Genomic DNA, 19,300 nt, shown 5'->3' on the forward strand with positions numbered 1-19,300 from the left:
CCCACGGGACGCGTGAGGGCCCCCGCCTCAGGGCGGGGGCCCTCTCGTCGTCGTAACGGAGTACGGCGCGCGGTACTACGCGGGCACGCTCGCCACGCCCGGCTCCAGGAACCGCTTCCCGTTCACCCGCTCGGAGACGCCCTCACGGTCCAGGTACGGCGTGATGCCGCCCAGGTGGAAGGGCCAGCCGGCGCCGGTGATCAGGCACAGGTCGATGTCCTGCGCCTCGGCGACGACGCCCTCGTCCAGCATCAGGCCGATCTCCTGGGCCACCGCGTCCAGGACGCGGTCGCGGACCTGCTCCTCGGTGAGGACGGTGCCGCCCTGCTCGAGCAGCGCGGCGACCTCCGGGTCCAGCTCGGGCTTGCCGCTGTCGTAGACGTAGAAGCCGCGCTTGCCCGCCTCGACGACCGCCTTGAGGTTCGGGGAGACGGTGAAGCGCTCCGGGAAGGCCCGGTTGAGCGTCTCGGAGACGTGCAGGCCGATCGCCGGGCCGACCAGCTCCAGCAGCACCAGCGGCGACATCGGCAGGCCGAGCGGCTCGACGGCCTTCTCGGCGACCTCGACGGGGGTGCCCTCGTCGATGACGTTCTGGATCTCGCCCATGAAGCGGGTCAGGATGCGGTTCACGACGAACGCCGGGGCGTCCTTCACGAGGACCGCGGTCTTCTTCAGCTTCTTGGCGACGCCGAACGCCGTGGCCAGCGAGGCGTCGTCGGTCTGCTCGCCGCGGACGATCTCCAGCAGCGGGAGGATCGCGACCGGGTTGAAGAAGTGGAAGCCGACGACCCGCTCGGGGTGCTTCAGCTTCGACGCCATCTCCGACACGGACAGCGAGGAGGTGTTGGTGGCGAGGATCGCGTGCGCCGGGGCGACCGCCTCGACCTCCGCGAACACCTTCTGCTTGACGCCCATCTCCTCGAACACGGCCTCGATGACGAAGTCCGCGTCCGCGAAGCCCTCGGCCTTGTCCAGGACGCCGGTGACCAGGGCCTTGAGGCGGTTGGCCTTGTCCTGGTTGATCCGGCCCTTGCCGAGCAGCTTGTCGATCTCGGCGTGGACGTAGCCCACGCCCTTGTCGATCCGCTCCTGGTCGATGTCGGTCAGGACGACCGGGACCTCGAGGCGGCGCAGGAAGAGCAGCGCGAGCTGGGAGGCCATCAGACCGGCGCCGACGACGCCCACCTTGGTGACCGGGCGGGCCAGCGACTTGTCCGGGGCGCCCGCGGGGCGCTTGCCGCGCTTCTGCACCAGGTTGAAGGCGTAGATGCCGGAGCGCAGCTCGCCGCCCATGATCAGGTCGGCGAGGGCCTGGTCCTCGGCGTCGTAGCCCTGCTGGAGGTCGCCGTTCTTGGCGGCGGCGATGATGTCCAGCGCGCGGTAGGCGGCCGGGGCGGCGTCGTGCACCTTGGAGTCGGCGACGAAGCGGCCCTTGGCGACGGCCTGGTCCCAGGCCTCGCCGCGGTCGATCGCCGGACGCTCGACGACGATCTCGCCCTTGAGGACGGACGCCGTCCAGATCAGCGACTGCTCCAGGAAGTCCGCGCCCTCGAAGATCGCGTCCGCGATGCCGAGCGCGTGGACCTGCGCGCCCTTGAGCTGCTTGTTCTGGTTCAGGCTGTTCTCGATGATGACCGAGACGGCCTTCTCGGCGCCGATCAGGTTCGGCAGCAGCGTGCAGCCGCCCCAGCCGGGCACCAGGCCGAGGAAGACCTCGGGGAGCGAGAACGCCGGGAGCGCGGCCGACACCGTGCGGTACGCGCAGTGCAGGCCGATCTCGACGCCACCGCCCATGGCCGCGCCGTTGTAGTACGCGAAGGTCGGCACGGCCAGCTGCGACAGCCGCTTGAAGACGTCGTGGCCGCCCTTGCCGATGGCCAACGCGTCCTCGTGCCGCTTGAGCAGCTCGACGCCCTTGAGGTCGGCGCCGACCGCGAAGATGAACGGCTTGCCGGTGACGCCGACGCCGACGATCTCGCCGCCCGCGGCCTCCTTCTCGACCCGGTCGATCGCGGCGTCGATGTTCGCCAGCGACTGCGGGCCGAGCGTGGTCGGCTTGGTGTGGTCGTGACCGTTGTCCAGGGTGATCAGGGCGAAACGGCCCGCACCCAGGGGGAGGTCGAAGTGGCGTACGTGCGCCTGCGTGACGACCTCGCCGGGGAACAGCTCGGCCGCACCCTTCAGAAGCTCTGCGGTGGTGCTCACTTGTCCCCCTCGAAGTGCGGGTTCTCCCAGACGACCGTCGCGCCCATGCCGAAGCCGACGCACATGGTGGTCAGGCCGTAGCGGACGTGCGGCTGCTCCTCGAACTGGCGGGCCAGCTGCGTCATCAGACGCACGCCGGACGAGGCCAGCGGGTGGCCGAAGGCGATGGCGCCGCCGTACTGGTTGACGCGCGCGTCGTCGTCGGCGATGCCGTAGTGCTCCAGGAAGGCCAGGACCTGGACGGCGAAGGCCTCGTTGATCTCGAACAGGCCGATGTCGTCGATGGAGAGGCCGGCCTGGGCCAGGGCCTTCTCGGTCGCCGGGATCGGGCCGTAACCCATCACCTCGGGCTCCACGCCCGCGAAGGCGTAGGAGACCAGGCGCATCTTGACCGGGAGGCCGTTCTCGCGGGCGAAGTCCTCGCTCGCGATGAGGGAGGCGGTCGCGCCGTCGTTCAGACCGGCCGCGTTGCCCGCGGTGACCCGGCCGTGGACGCGGAACGGCGTCTTCAGACCCGCCAGGTTCTCCAGGGTGGTGCCCGGGCGCATCGGCTCGTCGGCCGTGACCAGACCCCAGCCGGTCTCGCCCGCCTCCTCGTTGGTGCGGCGCACCGAGACCGGGACCAGGTCGGCCTGGATCTTGCCGTCGGCGTACGCCTTGGCGGCCTTCTCCTGGGAGCGCACGGCGTACTCGTCGGCGCGCTGCTTGGTGATGCTCGGGTAGCGGTCGTGCAGGTTCTCGGCGGTCATGCCCATGAACAGGGCGGACTCGTCGACCAGCTTCTCGCTGACGAACCGCGGGTTCGGGTCCACGCCCTCGCCCATCGGGTGGCGGCCCATGTGCTCGACACCGCCCGCGACGGCGACGTCGTACGCCCCGAAGGCGACCGAGCCGGCCACCGAGGTGACGGCGGTCAGGGCGCCCGCGCACATGCGGTCGATCGAGTAGCCCGGGACCGAGGTGGGCAGGCCCGCCAGGATGCCGGCGGTGCGGCCGATGGTCAGGCCCTGGTCGCCGATCTGCGTGGTCGCGGCGACCGCGACCTCGTCGATCTTCTTGGGGTCGAGACCGGGGTTGCGGCGCAGCAGCTCCCGGATCGCCTTCACGACCAGGTCGTCGGCGCGGGTCTCGTGGTAGATGCCCTTCGGGCCCGCCTTGCCGAACGGGGTGCGGACGCCGTCTACGAAGACGACGTCCCTGACGGTACGAGGCACGATGGCTCTCCTCCAGGGTGCGGGGTGGCACTGCTGCGGCACGCATGCACTGAGCGCGCGCTCAGGCCCATGCTACTTGTGGGTAACGTAGCTGCACAGTCCCCCCGGCTGGAGCGGCGAACGTCACACCGCCCGGGCACCGCTCCACCCTGGATCTTGGCCGGAACTCGCCGCCCCTCCGCCTACGACACGCCCTGATGCAGCGCCGCCACCAGCGCGGGCGTCACCTGCTCCACCTGCCAGGGCCGGGCCCCGTGACCCGCGAGGGCCGCGCCCACGGACTCGGCGTCGACGGCCGCCGGGGGCTCCCAGCAGACCCTGCGCACGGTGTCCGGCGTGATCAGGTTCTCCTGCGGCATGTTCAGCCGCTCGGCGAGCGCCGTGACCGCGGCCCGCGCGGCGGACAGCCGGGCCGCGGCGGCGGGGTCCTTGTCGGCCCACGCCCGCGGGGGCGGGGGACCGGTCACCGGCTGGCCCGGCTGCGGCAGCTGCGACTCGGACAGCCCCCTGACCCGGTCGACCGCGACCTGCCACTGCTCCAGCTGCCGGCGGTTGATCCGTCCGAAGCCGTGCAGGGCGGCGAGCGCGTGCGCGTTGGGCGGGAGCGCGAGCGCGGCCTCGACGATGGCCGCGTCCGCGAGCACCTTGCCCGGCGAGACGTCGCGGCGCTGCGCGATGCGGTCCCGGGTCTCCCACAGCTCCCGCACGACGGCGAGCTGACGCCGGCGGCGCACCTTGTGCATGCCGGAGGTGCGGCGCCAGGGGTCCTTGCGCGGCTCGGCCGGCGGGGCGGACGCGATCGCGTCGAACTCCTGCCGGGCCCACTCCAGCTTCCCCTGCCGGTCCAGCTCCTTCTCCAGCGCGTCACGCAGGTCGACGAGCAGCTCGACGTCGAGCGCGGCATAGCGCAGCCACGGCTCGGGCAGCGGGCGGGTCGACCAGTCGACCGCCGAGTGGCCCTTCTCCAGCACGAAGCCCAGGACGTTCTCCACCATCGCGCCGAGTCCGACCCGCGGGAAGCCGGCGAGTCGCCCGGCCAGCTCGGTGTCGAAGATGCGGGTGGGCACCATCCCTATTTCGCGCAGGCACGGCAGGTCCTGGGTGGCCGCGTGCAGCACCCACTCCACGTCGGAGAGCGCGGCGCCGAGACCCGACAGGTCCGGGCAGGCCACCGGGTCGATGAGCGCGGTGCCGGCGCCCTCGCGGCGCAGCTGCACGAGATACGCCCGCTGGCCGTAGCGGTAGCCGGAGGCGCGCTCGGCGTCGACGGCGACGGGACCGCTCCCGGCGGCGAAGGCGGCGGTCACCTCGGCGAGGGCGGACGCGTCGGCGATCACCGGCGGAACGCCCTCGCGTGGTTCGAGCAAGGGGGTCGGCGCCTGAGTCACAGAAGATCCGGCGTCGTCCGGAGGGGCGCCTCCGGTGGTTCGCAGTGAAGGGTCTGCTGCGGTTTCGTGGGCGTCGGTCACCTGTCAAGGGTATCCGTGGATCGACGGCGCCCGCCGACGGAACGTTCCGTCGGCGGGCGCCGGGGGGTCGTAAACCAGTCAGGTCGGTGAAAGATCCGCGTCGAGGAGAGGGAGCGGACGGGGCGGCGGGGGCGGTGGGGAGGGGAGAGGGGGAGTGGTGTGGGCGGAGCGGTGGTGGTGGGGGACTCCGGTCGGTGTCAGTGGATGATGCCGGTGCGCAGCGCCACCGCGACCATGCCGGCCCGGTCGCCGGTGCCGAGCTTGCGGGCGATGCGGGCCAGGTGGCTCTTGACGGTCAGGGCGGACAGGCCCATCGAGACGCCGATCGCCTTGTTCGACTGGCCCTCCGCGACCAGTCGCAGCACCTCGACCTCGCGGCCGGAGAGCTCGCGGTAGCCGCCCGGGTGGCTCGGGGCACCCGGGGGGCGGCGGTGCAGACGGGCGGCGGCGGCGCCGATGGGGGCCGCGCCCGGCCGGGTGGGGAGCCCGACGTTGGTACGGGTACCGGTGACGACGTAGCCCTTCACTCCGCCGGCGAGGGCGTTGCGGACGGCGCCGATGTCGTCGGCGGCGGACAGGGCGAGCCCGTTGGGCCAGCCCGCGGCACGGGTCTCCGACAGCAGGGTCAGGCCGGAGCCGTCGGGGAGGTGGACGTCTGCGACACAGATGTCGCGGGGGTTGCCGATGCGGGGACGAGCCTCCGCGACGGACGAGGCCTCGATGACGTCGCGTACACCGAGGGCCCACAGATGGCGGGTGACGGTGGAACGGACGCGGGGGTCGGCCACGACCACCATGGCGGTCGGCTTGTTCGGGCGGTAGGCGACCAGGCTTGCAGGCTGCTCGAGGAGAACGGACACCAGGCCTCCTGGGGAGTGGGACGGGGCCGGCTCGTGGGGGTGAAGCCGGGACGAACCGTGCTTTCAAGGTCACAGTCGTCTTCGGCACCGAACCCGTCCGCCTTTAGAGAATGATCACGATCTAGTGAGTAACAATCCGAGCAATTCGGACACGCGGTCGATCATTCGAAGATCAAACGGTTTCGTACTTTGTCGATACCGGGCCGAAAGTTGTCGTGTCGACAAAGTGACGGAACGTTTCCCGGGCCGGACGGGGCCCGGGTGCACAGCGGGAGGAGGGGGCGGACCCGGAGGAGGCGCGGGCCTACCGCGACTGCGGGCCGCGGCGCTGCGGCAGCGTGACGATCGACGAGTCTCCCGGCGTGGCCGGCGGCAGGCCCGCGACCTGGGCCAGCAGGTCGCACCACGCGGCGAGGTGGGCGGTGGTGTCCGGGGCACCGCCCCTGCCCTCGCGGGGCGTCCAGGACGCCCGGATCTCGATCTGCGAGGCGGACGGGCGGGCCGAGAGCCCGCCGAAGTAGTGGGAACTGGCCCGCGTGACGGTGCCGCTGGGCTCGCCGTATGTCAGCCCGCGCGCCTGCAGGGCCCCGGTGAGCCAGGACCAGCACACCTCCGGCAGCAGCGGGTCCGCGGCCATCTCCGGCTCCAGCTCCGCCCGCACCAGCGTCACGAGCCGGAAGGTGCCCCGCCAGGCGTCGTGCCCGGCCGGGTCGTGGAGCAGCACCAGCCGGCCGTCCGCGAGGTCGTCGTCGCCGTCGACCACCGCGGCCTCCAGCGCGTACGCGTACGGGGCGAGCCGCTGGGGTGCGCGCGTCGCCTCCACCTCGATCTGCGGCCGCAGCCGCGCCGTCCTCAGCGCCTCGACGGCGGCCGTGAAGGCCGGCGGTGCCGTGCTCCCCGTATGCCGGGCCTCCTCCTCGGTACCCTTCTGTTCGTCCATTCCGCCAGCGCCGTCCGACAGTCGTCCCTGAGCCGCAGCCATGCGGGGAAGATTAAGCGGAACAGCGCCTCGGCGCAGGGAGGGACACCCGCGTGCGGACGCGATGTCCGGATCACGCGGCCCGGCGCGGGCGCCCCCCGCGCCTCGCGCGCGCGGGCCCACCCGTGGTCCGGCGCGCCGGACGGGCCGTGCGAGACTTGCCGGTGTGAGTGCCAACCAGAGCCCCGCGGGCAAGCAGCCGACCGCCACGTACGACTCCGCGTTCCTCAGGGCGTGCAGGCGTGAGCCGGTGCCGCACACCCCCGTGTGGTTCATGCGGCAGGCCGGTCGCTCGCTGCCCGAGTACCTCAAGGTGCGCGAGGGCATCCCGATGCTCGAGTCCTGCATGCGGCCCGAACTGGTCGCCGAGATCACCCTCCAGCCGGTGCGCCGGCACGGCGTGGACGCGGCGATCTACTTCAGCGACATCGTGGTCCCGCTCAAGGCCATCGGCATCGACCTCGACATCAAGCCGGGCGTCGGCCCGGTGATCGAGAAGCCGATCCGCACCCGCGCGGACCTGGCACGGCTGCGCGACCTGACCCCCGAGGACGTCTCCTACGTCACCGAGGCCTTCGGCCTGCTCACCCGTGAGCTGGGCGCCACCCCGCTGATCGGCTTCGCCGGCGCGCCGTTCACCCTCGCGAGCTACCTCGTGGAGGGCGGCCCGTCCCGCAACCACGAGCACACCAAGGCGCTCATGTACGGCGACCCCGAGCTGTGGGCCGACCTGCTGGACCGGCTCGCCGACATCACGGCCGCCTTCCTCACCGTGCAGATCGAGGCGGGCGCGAGCGCCGTCCAGCTCTTCGACTCCTGGGTCGGCGCCCTGTCGCCCGCCGACTACCGCCGCTCGGTGATGCCCGCCTCGCGCAAGGTCTTCGAGACGGTCGCCGGGTACGGCGTGCCGCGCATCCACTTCGGCGTCGGCACCGGCGAGCTGCTCGGCCTCATGGGCGAGGCCGGGGCGGACGTGGTCGGCGTCGACTGGCGCGTCCCGCTGGACGAGGCCGCCCGCCGCGTCGGCCCAGGCAAGGCGCTCCAGGGCAACCTGGACCCGGCCGTCCTCTTCTCCACGCGGGAGGCGGTCGAGACCAAGACCCGCGAGATCCTGGACGCGGCGGCGGACCTGGAGGGCCATGTCTTCAACCTCGGCCACGGCGTCCTGCCCACCACCGACCCGGACGCGCTGACCCGCCTCGTGGAGTACGTCCACACCCGCACGGCCCGCTGAGGGACGCGGGCGGGGAGCGTCCGCGGCGGGACGCGGGGCACCCCGCCACCGGCGGTGGCGGGGACGGCCGGCAGGCAGCCGGGTGTCAGCGTGTCCCGTCCGGTTCCGTTCCCGTCGTGGCCGAGAGAGCGCGGACCAGCTCGGACATCCGGCGATCGGCCCGCGCCACCTGGCTCTGGTCCAGGGAGACCCCTAGGGCGAAGCGGCCCGCGCCTCGATCGGCGTAGAACAGCGCACCCTCCTCGACGTCGAGGACGACCCGGGTCAGCCGGCCCGGCACCACCGCCCGCAGTGACTGGTTGAGACGGGCCACGACGTAGTGCAGGCGCTCGCCGAGCCCCACGTACCGGGTGCGCCGTTCGTCCCTGCCCAGGATGCGGAAGAAACCGGCCAGTACGGGGTCGTCGAAGACGTCGGCGGTGAGGTGGCCGACGCGCGGATCGAAGTAGCCGGCGTAGTGCAGACCGTCGGTGGACACCGTCCGCGCGCAGTGCGCCAGCACCGGCGGTTCGGGTGTGCCCCACTCCCCCTCCCTCACCAGGTGGGGTTCCTTGGCGGTCCGGGGCGTGGTGGCCGACGGGCGCTCAGCGGTGCCGTAGCGGCCCGGTTCGTTACCGGCCATGCCCAGTTCGTCGCGGAACGCGGAGACCAGGCCGGCCATGGCGCGGTCACCCGAGTCGACCGCCCCGGCACGCAGGGAGAACCCGGTCAGGTACTCGTCGGCCCGGAAGTAGTAGTGGAAGACGGCCCCGTCGCCGAACTGGAGGACGCTGCGGACGAGTCGGCCGCTGTCCACCGAGCGCAGTACGTGGTCCATACGGCCCAGGACGTAGTGCAGTTGGCGTCCCACCCGGGTGAACCGCCCTCTGCGGTCGGCCGGTTCCCCGCCCGCGGCGGAGCCGTCCGGCGGCAACCGGTCCAGGATGTCGGCCGAGTAGTTGAAGACGCCCCAGTGGTAGGCCGCGACGTGGTGCAGCCCTTCCTCGCTCAGTGCCTGGGCGCAGAGGCGGACGAACACGTCGCTGTCGTCGGTGACGTGCTCCGCGCGGCGCAGATGGGGGCGGGGACCCGCGCCCGGTCCGTCCGCCGTCGTCCTGTCGTCGCTCATCCCGCCACTCGCCCCCCGGTGTTCAAGACGTCCGGCCACCTCGTACGCAGCAGGGTGCCCAGGTCGCGGCCGAGTGGACTCTCCCCGCCCGGTGCCCGGCCGGACCGCACGGCCTCCGCGGCGGCCGGGTCGTACGGCAGCCGCACCAGGGGCGCGCCCGTCCCGGCCGGATCCGCCGCCGTGGTCGGGAACCCGCCCCGCGGACTGTTGCACACCAGGCCGAGTGTCTTGCCGCCCAGTCCCCGGTCGTCCAGCCAGGCCATCAGCTCCGCCGTCTCCCCGCAGTCGGCGGGCTCGGGCTGTCCGATCAGGACGAGGTGCTCGACGCGGCGGCACACCTCCAGCGTGACCGCGGTCCGGCCGGCCCCGCAGTCGACCAGCAGACAGCCGCCCAGCTCCATCAGACGCTCCACGGACGTGCCGGCCACGGCCTCCAGGGTGCCGTCCGCCGGCAGGCGTTCGCCCGGCTTCTCACCGGGGCCGAGCGGGAACAGCACCATGTCCTGGCGCAGCCCGCCACCGGTCCGCACATGACGCAGCCGCCGGGCCACGGACCGCTCTTCCAGCCCGACGGTGTCCTCGGCGAAGCCGAGGAGCCCGTCGACCGGTGCGTCGGACATGGCGTTCCACGACCGGGTGAGCTGGGTGAGTCCGCCGCCGTCCAGGTCCGCGTCCATGAGGATCACGGACTGGCCCAGCCGGCCCACCCCCTCGTCCACGATCAGCCCCGCCGCCGCCGTCAGCAGCGTCGCCCCGCTGCCGCGCGTGGTGGACAGCACCGCCACCGCGTGCGGTACGCCGACGGTCTCCGACGCCCGAGATGTCATCGGACCTCCCTCGTCCGTGCCGTTCCCTCAGATCGAGGGGATGTCCAGTTCGATGCCGATCCGTTGCTCCGGTCCCGGCCCGCCGGTGTCCGCCGGGTGCGGTCCCAGGCGCGAGGCCATGGTCCGGACGAGGGGGTGGTCGGCGTCGTACTTCTGGAGCATGCCTTCCCGCGTGCGCTCGTCCAACCTCCGGGCCGCCTCCGAATCACCGGCGAAGACCAGCATGTTGGCATGGTTGAGGGCGGCTGTCAGGACGTACGGATGGTGGGGGTCGACGTCCAGGAGGTCCCGCAGGCCGCGCAGGCCGCGCTCGCTGAGGGCGACGGCCGACTCCCGTCCGGCATCCCGGAGGCAGAGTGCGAGGTTCACCTCGCAGATACGGGCGAAGAGGTGGTCCTCGTCCCAGGCGCGGTAGGCCGCGAGGTTCCGCTCGGCCAACTCCGTGGCCTCACGCGTCCGTCCCAGCAGGCGCAGGTCGGCGGCGAGCCCCACGCGCGCCGCAAGAGCCTCGGGGTGCGTCTCGCCGCCGTACGCGGTGAATCCCTCGCCTGCCCGCAGGTCGCACTTGCGGGCGGAGTCCAGCCTGCCTCGTGCCGTGTCGGGCACCTGGCCGGGTTCCAGCACGGCCAGGTGCCGCAGGGTCGAGGCCAGGGCCGTCGACGCGCGCAGTGCGGTCACGTCGGACCAGCCCAAACCGCCCTCCTCCTCGCCGGTGAGCCGGTAGACCTCCTGCAACCGGGCCAGCGACACCGCGAGCTGCCCGGTCTCCCGCAACCGGGCACCCACGTGCACGGAGGTGCGCAGGGTCAGCGGGTGCCGTTCGCCGAGGACCCGCACGCGGCGGTCGTACACGTCCTTGTGCATCTCCAGGGAGTCGGCCGTGAGACCGACCATGGCCAGGGACAGGCCGAAGTTGCTGGACGCCATCAGGGTGAAGTGGTGGTCGGGCCCGGACCTGGCGGTCAGCACCTCCCGGGTCGAGAAGTCCTCGGCCACCGCCTCCTGAGGGCGGCCCAGCGCGCGCAGTTCACCGCCGCGGCCCAGGGCGCTGCGCAGGGTGAAGGTCCCGTCCAGCCCGTCCACGGCCCGCAGTTCGACCAGCGCGGCGGCGTTGATGCGGTTGGCCTCGGCGAACCGGCCCGCGTCGGTGTGGATGTTGGCCAGTTCCACGCGCAGGCGCAGCAGGAGCAGCCGTGCCCTGCGGTCGGCGCCGCCCGACCGGGCCGTCCACGCCGTCTCCAGTGCCGTGGCGAGTTCGAAGGCGGAGCGCAGGCGCTGGTTGCGGCGCCGGTAGCGCACCTGGTTGACCAGCCAGCGGCGCACCTCGGGATCGTCGTCACCGACGGCGCCGGACGGATCGACGTGCGCGTCCAGCTCCCCGTAACGGGCGTCCAGCGCCCGGTCGTCGACGTGTTCGTCCGGAGGCGAGTAAGCGGCGAGCGCGCGCCGCACACCGGCCGCGATCTCCTGTCCCTCCTGAGGGGTCAGGTCCTGGCGCCGCGCGGCCAGGATTATCCGCGCCGCCCTCAGCCGCTTTCCGTTCTGGCTCCGGTGCGCCTGCGACCGGGTGGTGAGCGCGCGCACGGCGAAGCCGAGCTGGCGGGTGCCCTCGCCGTCCCCGGGCAGTCCGAGAAGGCTCAGGACGGCCGGCGACTCCAGGAACTCCCAGCTGACCCCGTCCGGGGACAACCGCGTCATCAGGCCCAGCAGGCGCACCGCGACCGGCTGCTCCTTGCCCAGGTCCTCGACGACGGTCTGCCACACCGCCAGCGGGCTGGGAAGGCCGTCGGCCAGGCGGTTGCCGACACCCCGGGTCAGTTCCTCCACCGACTCCGCCACCGGCCTGCCGGTGCCGTTCAGGTAGGCGGCCATCTGGTCCAGCAGCTGGGGGAGCGGCTCGACCAGGCCAACCAGCCGCTCCGCGAGGTCCGGGGAGAGGTCCTCCGTCTTGCGGAGCAGATAGCGCACGGCCATCTCCGGTGACGGGGGTTCCACCTCGATCCGCCGGGCCAGCGAACCCCAGTCCGGGGACTCGGAGGTGATCAGCACGTGGACCCGCGGACTGTTGATCAGCAGGCTCTCCACGGCGTCCGGGTGGGGCGCGTCGTCGTAGACGAGGAGGAAGCGCCGCGGACCGTCGTCCCCCTCCAGCATGTCGCGCAGGGCGTCGACCGCCCGCGGGGAGTTGCGCCGCGCCGCGCCCAGGCGCTCGCTCAGCCCCACCAGCTCGCGCTCGACCGCCTCGGCGCTGCCGGCCGGCATCCACCAGACGGCGTCGTAGTCTGCCGCGAACCGGTGCAGGTACTCCAGGGCGTACGACCGCTTGCCCACCCCGGACGGCCCGTGCAGCACGACCGGCTGCGCAGCCCGTCCGGGAGCCAGGTAGTTGCGGAGTTCACGCAGGTACTGCTCGCGGCCGAGGAAGGTGACGTTGCGCTTGGGCGGTACGTGCCACCACTGCGGCAGCCGGCCGGGGAAGCGGGGCCCGCGTCCGCCCCGGTCCGGCCAGGTGGCCGGCGGCCGGCTCTCGGGCAGGAAGTGCGCCAGCAGGGCGCCGCGCGCCGCCTCCTCCCCGAGGGTGTACAGCTTCGGTCCGGGCCGGTCCCGGAACGGGGGCTGGACCTCCACGTCCTCCAGCCACGCCACGTCGAGCCGCGGCTGCTCGGCCAGCCCGCCCTGCTTCGGCATGCGCCGCAGTCGGGCCAGCTCGGTGAGGAGGTCGGAGGAGACCATCGAGGCCGACATCAGGACCAGCACGTCCCCCGGGGCGTCGGGGCCGGCCGGCAGGTCGTAGGCGCAGGCCACGCCGTTCGCGGTGAGTTCGGCGCGGATCCAGTCGGCCCATGCCCGGTCCCGGGGGTCGTGGACGACGTGCAGGGTGCGGCGGGGGGCCGGCACCTCGGCGTACTCGCGTGCGTAACGGCTGCGGTCCTCGGTCCTGACGGGGGCGAAGCGCAGTCCCGCATCACCGCTGATCTCCTGGGCGAGGCGCTCGTACGCCTGCTTCTGGAGGGACGGTTCGTGGTTCTCCAGGGCGAACGGCAGGAGGATCTCCTCGTAGGCGACGTTGGGCAGGTGGCGTACCTCCACCTCGCGCCAGTACTGCTCCTCCTTGCCCGTCGGGAAGGGGCCGGCCGCGCCGCCGAACTGGTCCCGGGCCCTGAGCCGCCGCTGCTCGGCGCGCTCCCGGTCGGACTCCTCCACCCGCATCGGCACCGGCAGCACCCTGATGCGTCCCTCGGACTGCTCACGCACCTGGCGGGCGACCGCGGCGGAGCCCTCGATGGACTGGTTGCTCAGGTTGAAACCGACGACCACCACGTCGGGCAGGACCAGCGTGCACAGGCTCGCGTTGTCCGAGTGGCCGGTGCGGCTGTCGATGAGGACGTAGTCGTAGTCGTCGCCGCGCAGGCTCTGCCTCAGGGCCCGGGTGAAGAGCCGGCCGTGCTGCTCCTGGTAGAACCGCGCCCAGTCGAAGGTCGCCACCTCGCGGCTGTACCGGCTGTCCTGCCGGCCGGGACCGAGGAAGTCGACACGGCCCTCGGGGCGGGCGAAGCGGTACGTGAGCGGGTCGGCGTGGTTGCCCAACTGGGTGTGACGTTCCAGGAGTTCGTCCAGCCGCGGGGTGGGGCCGGAGGCGAGGAAGCCGCCCGGGGCGGCGGCCTCGACGGCCCTGCCGTACTCCAGGATCATGTCCACGACGCCGGTGGAAGCGCTCAGCTCGGGGTCGCGCAGAAAGGGACGCAGGTAGCGGTGCAGGCCGGGGGACTCCAGGTCCCAGTCGACGACGAGTACCCGGTGTCCGTTGTCGGCGAGGACCCAGGCGACATTGGCCATCGCCATGGTGCGCCCGACGCCGCCCTTGTAGGAGTAGAAGGTGACGATGGTCGCCCGGTCCCGGACTTGGGGGGAACCCGACGGCTCGGCGCTGCTCATCGATGTCGCTCCAACGTCAGTGCGTCAGCTGTGAGGCCCCCGGAGGATCGGCCGCTCGTCGTCGCCCGGCTGGGAGAACCACGACCTGTGCGGGGAGGCCTCCCGCTCCGGTGGCTCAGGGCGGGACGGTGGTACGGCGTGTGTTGGCTGCCACGTTACCCGCACCGGCGCGAACTGCCTATGAGCGGTACAACCGGCCGAGAAGGGAATGTGCGGCATTCCTGACTCGCCCGGTGTCGGGTCGGGGTGGAGGTCCTGCGGTGTCATGGTGGGAGGGGAGTGGCGGGCCCCCGCGAGGACCCGTTCCACGACTGCCCGCAGAACCCGGAGATAACCTCCGCGGGCGTGCGGGGCCCGGACCAGCTCGGCGAGACCCGACGCCGTGTAGTCGCCGACCGGGACGACCACGGCCTCGGGGCCGGGAGCGGGCAGACCCCGGGTGTCCCACAGGACCTGCACCAGAGCGGGCGAGGACCGGCCCGTCTGGTCCTCCTCCCACACCAGCCGGCGGCGGAAGAGGGCCAGGTCGCGCAGCGTGTGCGGGTCCCGGTAGAAGTCCTCGGTCAGCAGCACGACCAGGGCGCGGCAGCGCATCGCGGGGGTGCTCACCCAGTCGTCGGGCCACGGACGGGACCCTCGCGGCTCGGGCAGCATCCCGGTGTAACCGGGGTCGGGGCCCAGGCGCCGCCGTATCTCGTCCTGGAGGTCGCAGTGGAAGGCGCGCAGCCACGGGTCGGCCGGTGAGGGCAGGGCGTGGCTGATGTAGTAGTAGGGCGTGGCGGGCGGGCGCGATGCCGTCATGCGGTCACTCTCCCGGCTTGGTCTCGTGAGGTGGCGGTGACGGCGGCCGGGGAGACGTCCGCGCGGGGGAGAGGCGCTCCCGCAGGGCCGTGACGCCGTCCGTGATCCGCGCCCGCACGTGGTCGATGAGGAACCGCAGGTCGGCGCAGTAGCACGACGGGTTGTCGAACCCGTTGGCGGGATGGTGCCGGTGGGCCCGCAGACCGCCGCCGCAGACCCGTACGACCGGGCAGGACCGGCACTGCCCGCACAGCCCGTCCGGCCCGGCGCGCTCCGCGGCGAACCCGGGGTCCGCGGCCGCGCGGTCGAAGTCGTGCGCGGCGATGTGCAGTACGGAGCGCGCGGCGTCGGCGCTCACCGTCTTGAGGATGTCGTTGTACTCGATCAGGCCCGAGGGCTGGATGACGACGACGTCGGCCCCGTAGGGACCCCACACCTCGCTGCTGCTGGTGCCGCCCAGGTGCAGGTCGAGCAGGGAGTCGAAGAGGCGCACGGAGGTCTCCCGCCGGGGGGCGTCGAACCACCGGTCGAACACCGTCGCTAGCCAGCGTCCGTACGGCGCGACGCCGGCGTCGCGCGGCCGGGGCGGTGGGAACTGCCACGTGGCGTGGGGCAGCAGCAGGTCCAGGCGGGGCGGCTCGTGGGCCAGCAGCGCCTCGTAGGTCTCCACCGGATCGGCCGACGCGTCGACGACGCACAGGAGTCCGCCGTACAGCCTTCGGTAGCGGGGGAGCCGGAGCAGTGCGAGCCCGCGGGCGACCTCGGCGTACGTCCCCCGCCCGGCCCGGTCGGGGCGCTGCCGGTCGTGGGACGCGGGGGTGCCGTCGAGGCTGACGCCGACCGTGATGTCGTGACGGAGGAAGACGTCGAGGAAGTCGCGGTCGAGCAGGGAGGCGTTGGTCTGGACGAGCAGGTCGATCCCGGTGCCCAGGTCGCGGCAGTCGGTGCGCAGCCGGACGGCGAACCGCTCCACCGCCGCGCGGCCGGCCAGCAGGGGTTCGCCGCCGTGCAGGACGACCTGGACCCGCTCGGGGGCGTGCCGGCGCACGTGCTCGGCGATCCGGGCGGAGAGGCGGCCCATCACGGCGGGACTCATGACGCGCGGCTCGTCGGCCCAGCCCCGGTCGCGGTGCTCGTAGACGTAGCAGTCCGGGCACCCGAAATTGCAACGGCTGTGCAGCTTTACGACGAACTGGGTGAATGTCGCCGCCGGCTCCTGCCGGGGCGGGAGTGCTCTTCTCGGGACCTCACACCGCACTTTCCCACCTCGGCCGCCGAGGGCCGGCGCCCTCACCGGCGTTGCGCAGCAGGGCCTCGACGAGGGCGCTGCGAGGAAGGAGGTGCAGGTCGCGGGCGCTCAGGAGGAGATCGGGCGGGTCGTCCGCCGGGCAGGCCGGGCCGTGTGGCGTGGCAAGTGGCGCCTCGCGTGCCATCGCGCGCTCTCCCCCCGAGAGTTCCGCTCGTCCCGTGGGAACCGCTATCGGCATGCTCTCGTCAAGTGGGCTCAGTGCGGGGGGACTTGCGCCGTTCCTGCTACAGTCCGGGACTCGTGGATCCCTGGACCGCCCACCCCCGACCGCGCTGCACCTCGGCTCGATCGCCGAACAGTCCCCTCATACACCTGTGAGTGTACCCAGCGAGGCCAAGCAAGCCTATCCTCAAGTGTGTTGGAGGATGGGAACTGGCCGCGGGGGAGTCGCCGCCGACCGACCGAAGCTCGCCCGTGACCGAGTCTGCGCGAATGTCCGTACCGCCGGGCCTTAGGCGGCAGTCTGTGAGGGGCGCGTGGATCCAGCTGCTTTCTTCTACACGAGTTGCGTCCGTGCCGACGGCTGGCACGCTCTCACGCGCTTCCACACGGATCTGGAGTACCAGCTCCGCATCCAGGAGGGTTTCGGCGTCAGCGGTGTCCTCGGCGCCCTGATGGACCCGGAGTCCGCGCGCGAGAGCCAGGTGACCAGGGCGGGTGTGATGATCGCCCTCTACTCCCCGCGGTACTTCGGGGACCGGGGAGCGGGCATCGAGTGGGCCGTCTTCCGCTCCCGCATGCGCCACCACGAGGACACCACGGGAGCCCCGGCGCGCGGCTGCCTGATCCCCCTGTGCTGGAAACCGGTACCCGACGCCCGGGTGCCGGAGACCGTCCGTGCGTCCGCCTCCTACCCGGGTGCGTTCGAGTGGCTCCGGACCGACGGCCTCGAGGCGTTGACCGCGTCGGGGGACCCGGCGGCCGAGGAGCGCTACTACGCCCTGGTCGAACAGTTGGCCAAAATCATCGCCGAGGCCGGTCACAGGGAACTGGAAGAGATGGACACGGCCGACGCCCTGGCGCTCGACCCGGCCTTCGGCAGCGAGGTCGTGCCGCAGCCCCGCCGGCCCGTCGGTACGAGGAGCCCCGCCCCGGGTACGAGGAGCCCCGCCCCGGCCACCACCCCGCGGCCGGGGACGGCGGAGCCCGGCGCGCGGTCGGTGGCCATCAGCTACGTGGGTGCCGACCAGCCGTGGGCCGACTGGGTGGAGGACGTCCTCAAGGACAGGGGGTACCGCGTCGTGCAGCATCGCTGGAGAGCCAGCCGCGAGGCGCTCCCCGACGCCGTGGCCCGGGCGCGGAGCGACGCCGGGCGCCTGCTGGTGCTGTTCTCCCGCGACTACTTCGGCGCCCGCAGCACCGCGCCCACCGACTGGGAGGACGCCTTCGCCGAGCCGGACGCCGGGTCGCCGCCCCCGGTGTTCGTGCAGATCGACACGGCACCCAGACCGCTGCTGGTGCGCGACTCCCACGTGGTGATGCTGGCCGGGTCCGACCTGGCGGCGTCCGTGCGCCGGATCCTCGACGAGGTGTCCGATGTCGGCACCCGCCGTTCCCCGGGCGGGGGGACCAGCCTGTGACATCGGCCGACCGCCTGACCACCCAGCTTCCCGAGATATCGAACCTCGTCCCGCGCGTCGCTCCCTTCGTCGGCCGCGACGAGGAGATCGCCGAGGTCTTCTCCCTCCACGTCGAGCACCCGGCCGTCCTGCTCCACGACCCGGTGGACCGTCCGCTCGGCTACGGCACCTCGCAACTGGCCGTCGCCTACGTCCACACCTACAGCCGGCGCTACGAGATGGCCTGGACCCTCGACTGCGGCCGGGAGCGGGACCGGGGGCGGCTGTCGGAACGGGTGCGGCAGGCACTCGGCCAGCTGTGCGAGGCGTACGCAACGGCCCGCGGCGAGGAGCTGAGCGGTCCCTTCGCGGTCAACTGGCTCCTCATCTACGACAACGTCGCGGACCCGGACGCCGTCCGGGATCTCCTCCCCGAGGGCAACGCCCGCATCCTGGTCACCTCCAGGTCCATCGGCGCCTGGGACGAGCGGGCGAGGCTGGAGGTCGGCCCGGTCGGCCACGACGAGGCGGTGAAGCTCTTCAAGGAGGTGGCGACGCTCGACCAGCGCAACGCCGACCTCCTCGCCGGGGCGTTCGACGGCCACCCGGGCCAGCTCGTGCGGGCGGCCGAGGAGATCCGCGCCGGTACCGTGACTCCCGAGCAGTTCCTCAACCTGGCCGACATCGTCCGGATGGCGCCCGAGCCGCGCGGGCCGCGCGCGCGCTCGACGGGGGCCGTCCCGCACCGGCCCGGACGTCCCCCGGGCCCGGACCGCACCAGTCTGCGGACCCTGATCCTGCGCTCGCCGGTGTGCCGGGACGCCGGCAGCTACCGCGTCTGGATCGCCGCCCTGCGCGAGCACACCGAGGTCTTCCTGGACGACCGGCTGACGACCGACTTCTTCATCCCGGAACGCGTCGACGGGCTCTTGGACATCGCCTTCGACGAAAGCGGCGACCCCGGCTTCCTGCGGGCCCTGGCCACCACCGTGGAGGCGACGGCCGAGGCGGCGAAGACGGGCCAGGAGACGGCCCGCGACATCAGGGAGATCGTCGAGGCGGCCGCCGCACGGTGGTCGGGACGTGACGGGGCCCGGGTGCCCGCACCCCGGCCGGCCGCCGCCCCCGTCCCCGCCGAGGACGCGTCGAAGTTCCTGTTCTTCGTGAGCTGGGTCAATCGCGAGGACCACGCCAAGGAGGCGGTCGCCTTCCACGAGATGCTGCAACGGGCGGTCGCGGCCCGACGCGGCAAGCACGAGCTGAGCGCCGGCTACATGGACTACAAGACCAGACAGGGTGCCCAGTGGCAGCCGCGGCTCATCGAGGCGATCCGCACCACCCGGCTGCTGGTGCCCCTGATCACCACGGACTACTTCAGCAGCCCGTGGTGCCGCCGGGAGTGGGCCGTGATGATGGAACGCATCCGTGACGTCGGGGCCGACGAGGGCAGCGAGCCCGTCGCGATCATTCCGGTGTTCTGGGTCAGACCGCTCCCGGCCTTCGAGCTGCCGAAGGACTTCACGGACTTCCAGTACCGCGCGCTCGGCGGCCCGGACGGCGAGTTCGTCGAGGACGTCTACGACCTGTCGGTGGCCCGCCGTAAGGACTCACTCCACGACTACGTGCAGAACCTCGCCAAGTACATGATCGAGACCGCGGCCGCGGCACCGCTGCCGCACCTGCCCAAGAAGCAGGTGATGGAACTCCCCCTGGCCTTTCCCGAAACCAACGGCGACCCACGCTGACACCGTCCGGGGCACCGGCGGCCGGGCCGGACCGGTGGGAACGGCCTAAGGTCG

General features: G+C 72.6%; 13 protein-coding genes. 3 read left to right on the forward strand and 10 right to left on the reverse strand.

Features of this window, described 5'->3' with window-relative positions:
* Positions 1–75: 75 nt before the first annotated feature.
* The 5 genes from AC07FV_RS09450 to AC07FV_RS09470 all read right to left on the reverse strand — a co-directional run bounded on the left by AC07FV_RS09450 (position 76) and on the right by AC07FV_RS09470 (position 6,730).
* On the reverse strand, positions 76–2,205 hold the full coding sequence (locus AC07FV_RS09450) for a 3-hydroxyacyl-CoA dehydrogenase NAD-binding domain-containing protein (RefSeq protein WP_479085898.1): 2,130 nt from the start codon (positions 2,203–2,205) through the stop codon (positions 76–78).
* Entirely contained in the window at positions 2,202–3,419 is a 1,218-nt protein-coding gene (locus AC07FV_RS09455) for a thiolase family protein (RefSeq protein WP_479085900.1), read from the reverse strand. Before AC07FV_RS09455 ends, AC07FV_RS09450 begins: the two co-directional genes overlap by 4 nt.
* A gap of 182 nt (positions 3,420–3,601) precedes the next feature.
* The gene (locus AC07FV_RS09460) at positions 3,602–4,888 is read right to left on the reverse strand and encodes an HRDC domain-containing protein (protein ID WP_479085901.1); all 1,287 of its coding nucleotides are present in this window, start codon (positions 4,886–4,888) and stop codon (positions 3,602–3,604) included.
* Positions 4,889–5,085: 197 nt separating this feature from the next.
* The gene (locus AC07FV_RS09465) at positions 5,086–5,748 is read right to left on the reverse strand and encodes a response regulator transcription factor (RefSeq protein ID WP_003972894.1); all 663 of its coding nucleotides are present in this window, start codon (positions 5,746–5,748) and stop codon (positions 5,086–5,088) included.
* A 304-nt stretch (positions 5,749–6,052) separates the two neighbouring features.
* Complete coding sequence (locus tag AC07FV_RS09470) at positions 6,053–6,730, reverse strand: DUF3000 domain-containing protein (protein ID WP_479085903.1); 678 nt, start codon at positions 6,728–6,730, stop codon at positions 6,053–6,055.
* A gap of 163 nt (positions 6,731–6,893) precedes the next feature.
* Between AC07FV_RS09470 and hemE the strand changes: the two genes are divergently transcribed.
* Entirely contained in the window at positions 6,894–7,961 is a 1,068-nt protein-coding gene (hemE, locus tag AC07FV_RS09475; RefSeq protein WP_383638842.1) for a uroporphyrinogen decarboxylase, read from the forward strand.
* 85 nt (positions 7,962–8,046) lie between these two features.
* Here hemE and AC07FV_RS09480 read toward each other — a convergent pair whose 3' ends face one another.
* From AC07FV_RS09480 to AC07FV_RS09500, 5 genes are read right to left on the reverse strand one after another with little or no spacing between them, the layout of a single operon-like run.
* Positions 8,047–9,069, reverse strand: coding sequence for a hypothetical protein (locus AC07FV_RS09480; RefSeq protein WP_479085904.1), 1,023 nt, complete (start codon positions 9,067–9,069; stop codon positions 8,047–8,049).
* Complete coding sequence (locus AC07FV_RS09485) at positions 9,066–9,896, reverse strand: MinD/ParA family ATP-binding protein (protein ID WP_479085906.1); 831 nt, start codon at positions 9,894–9,896, stop codon at positions 9,066–9,068. Before AC07FV_RS09485 ends, AC07FV_RS09480 begins: the two co-directional genes overlap by 4 nt.
* A 27-nt stretch (positions 9,897–9,923) precedes the next feature.
* Positions 9,924–13,832 (reverse strand): FxSxx-COOH system tetratricopeptide repeat protein, encoded by a 3,909-nt coding sequence (gene fxsT, locus AC07FV_RS09490; RefSeq protein WP_479085907.1) that lies wholly within the window; start codon positions 13,830–13,832, stop codon positions 9,924–9,926.
* A gap of 24 nt (positions 13,833–13,856) precedes the next feature.
* Positions 13,857–14,633, reverse strand: coding sequence for a hypothetical protein (locus AC07FV_RS09495; RefSeq protein WP_479085908.1), 777 nt, complete (start codon positions 14,631–14,633; stop codon positions 13,857–13,859).
* 4 nt (positions 14,634–14,637) lie between these two features.
* Positions 14,638–15,927: an FxsB family cyclophane-forming radical SAM/SPASM peptide maturase gene (locus AC07FV_RS09500; RefSeq protein ID WP_479085909.1), complete on the reverse strand. Its 1,290-nt coding sequence runs from the start codon at positions 15,925–15,927 to the stop codon at positions 14,638–14,640.
* A gap of 491 nt (positions 15,928–16,418) precedes the next feature.
* On the opposite strand from AC07FV_RS09500, the gene AC07FV_RS09505 reads away from it, so the two are divergent.
* Entirely contained in the window at positions 16,419–17,522 is a 1,104-nt protein-coding gene (locus AC07FV_RS09505; RefSeq protein WP_479085910.1) for a TIR domain-containing protein, read from the forward strand.
* The gene (locus AC07FV_RS09510; RefSeq protein ID WP_479085912.1) at positions 17,519–19,246 is read left to right on the forward strand and encodes a TIR domain-containing protein; all 1,728 of its coding nucleotides are present in this window, start codon (positions 17,519–17,521) and stop codon (positions 19,244–19,246) included. Before AC07FV_RS09505 ends, AC07FV_RS09510 begins: the two co-directional genes overlap by 4 nt.
* Positions 19,247–19,300: the final 54 nt, after the last annotated feature.

This window comes from Streptomyces sp. NPDC045956 (assembly GCF_056430705.1).

Bases quoted from the DNA above. Each gene is read 5' to 3' on its own strand.
- AC07FV_RS09470 (WP_479085903.1), bottom strand. From the start codon at position 6,730: ATGGCTGCGGCTCAGGGACGACTGTCGGACGGCGCTGGCGGAATGGAC.
- AC07FV_RS09480 (WP_479085904.1), bottom strand. From the start codon at position 9,069: ATGAGCGACGACAGGACGACGGCGGACGGACCGGGCGCGGGTCCCCGC.
- AC07FV_RS09485 (WP_479085906.1), bottom strand. From the start codon at position 9,896: ATGACATCTCGGGCGTCGGAGACCGTCGGCGTACCGCACGCGGTGGCG.
- fxsT (WP_479085907.1), bottom strand. From the start codon at position 13,832: ATGAGCAGCGCCGAGCCGTCGGGTTCCCCCCAAGTCCGGGACCGGGCG.
- AC07FV_RS09495 (WP_479085908.1), bottom strand. From the start codon at position 14,633: ATGACGGCATCGCGCCCGCCCGCCACGCCCTACTACTACATCAGCCAC.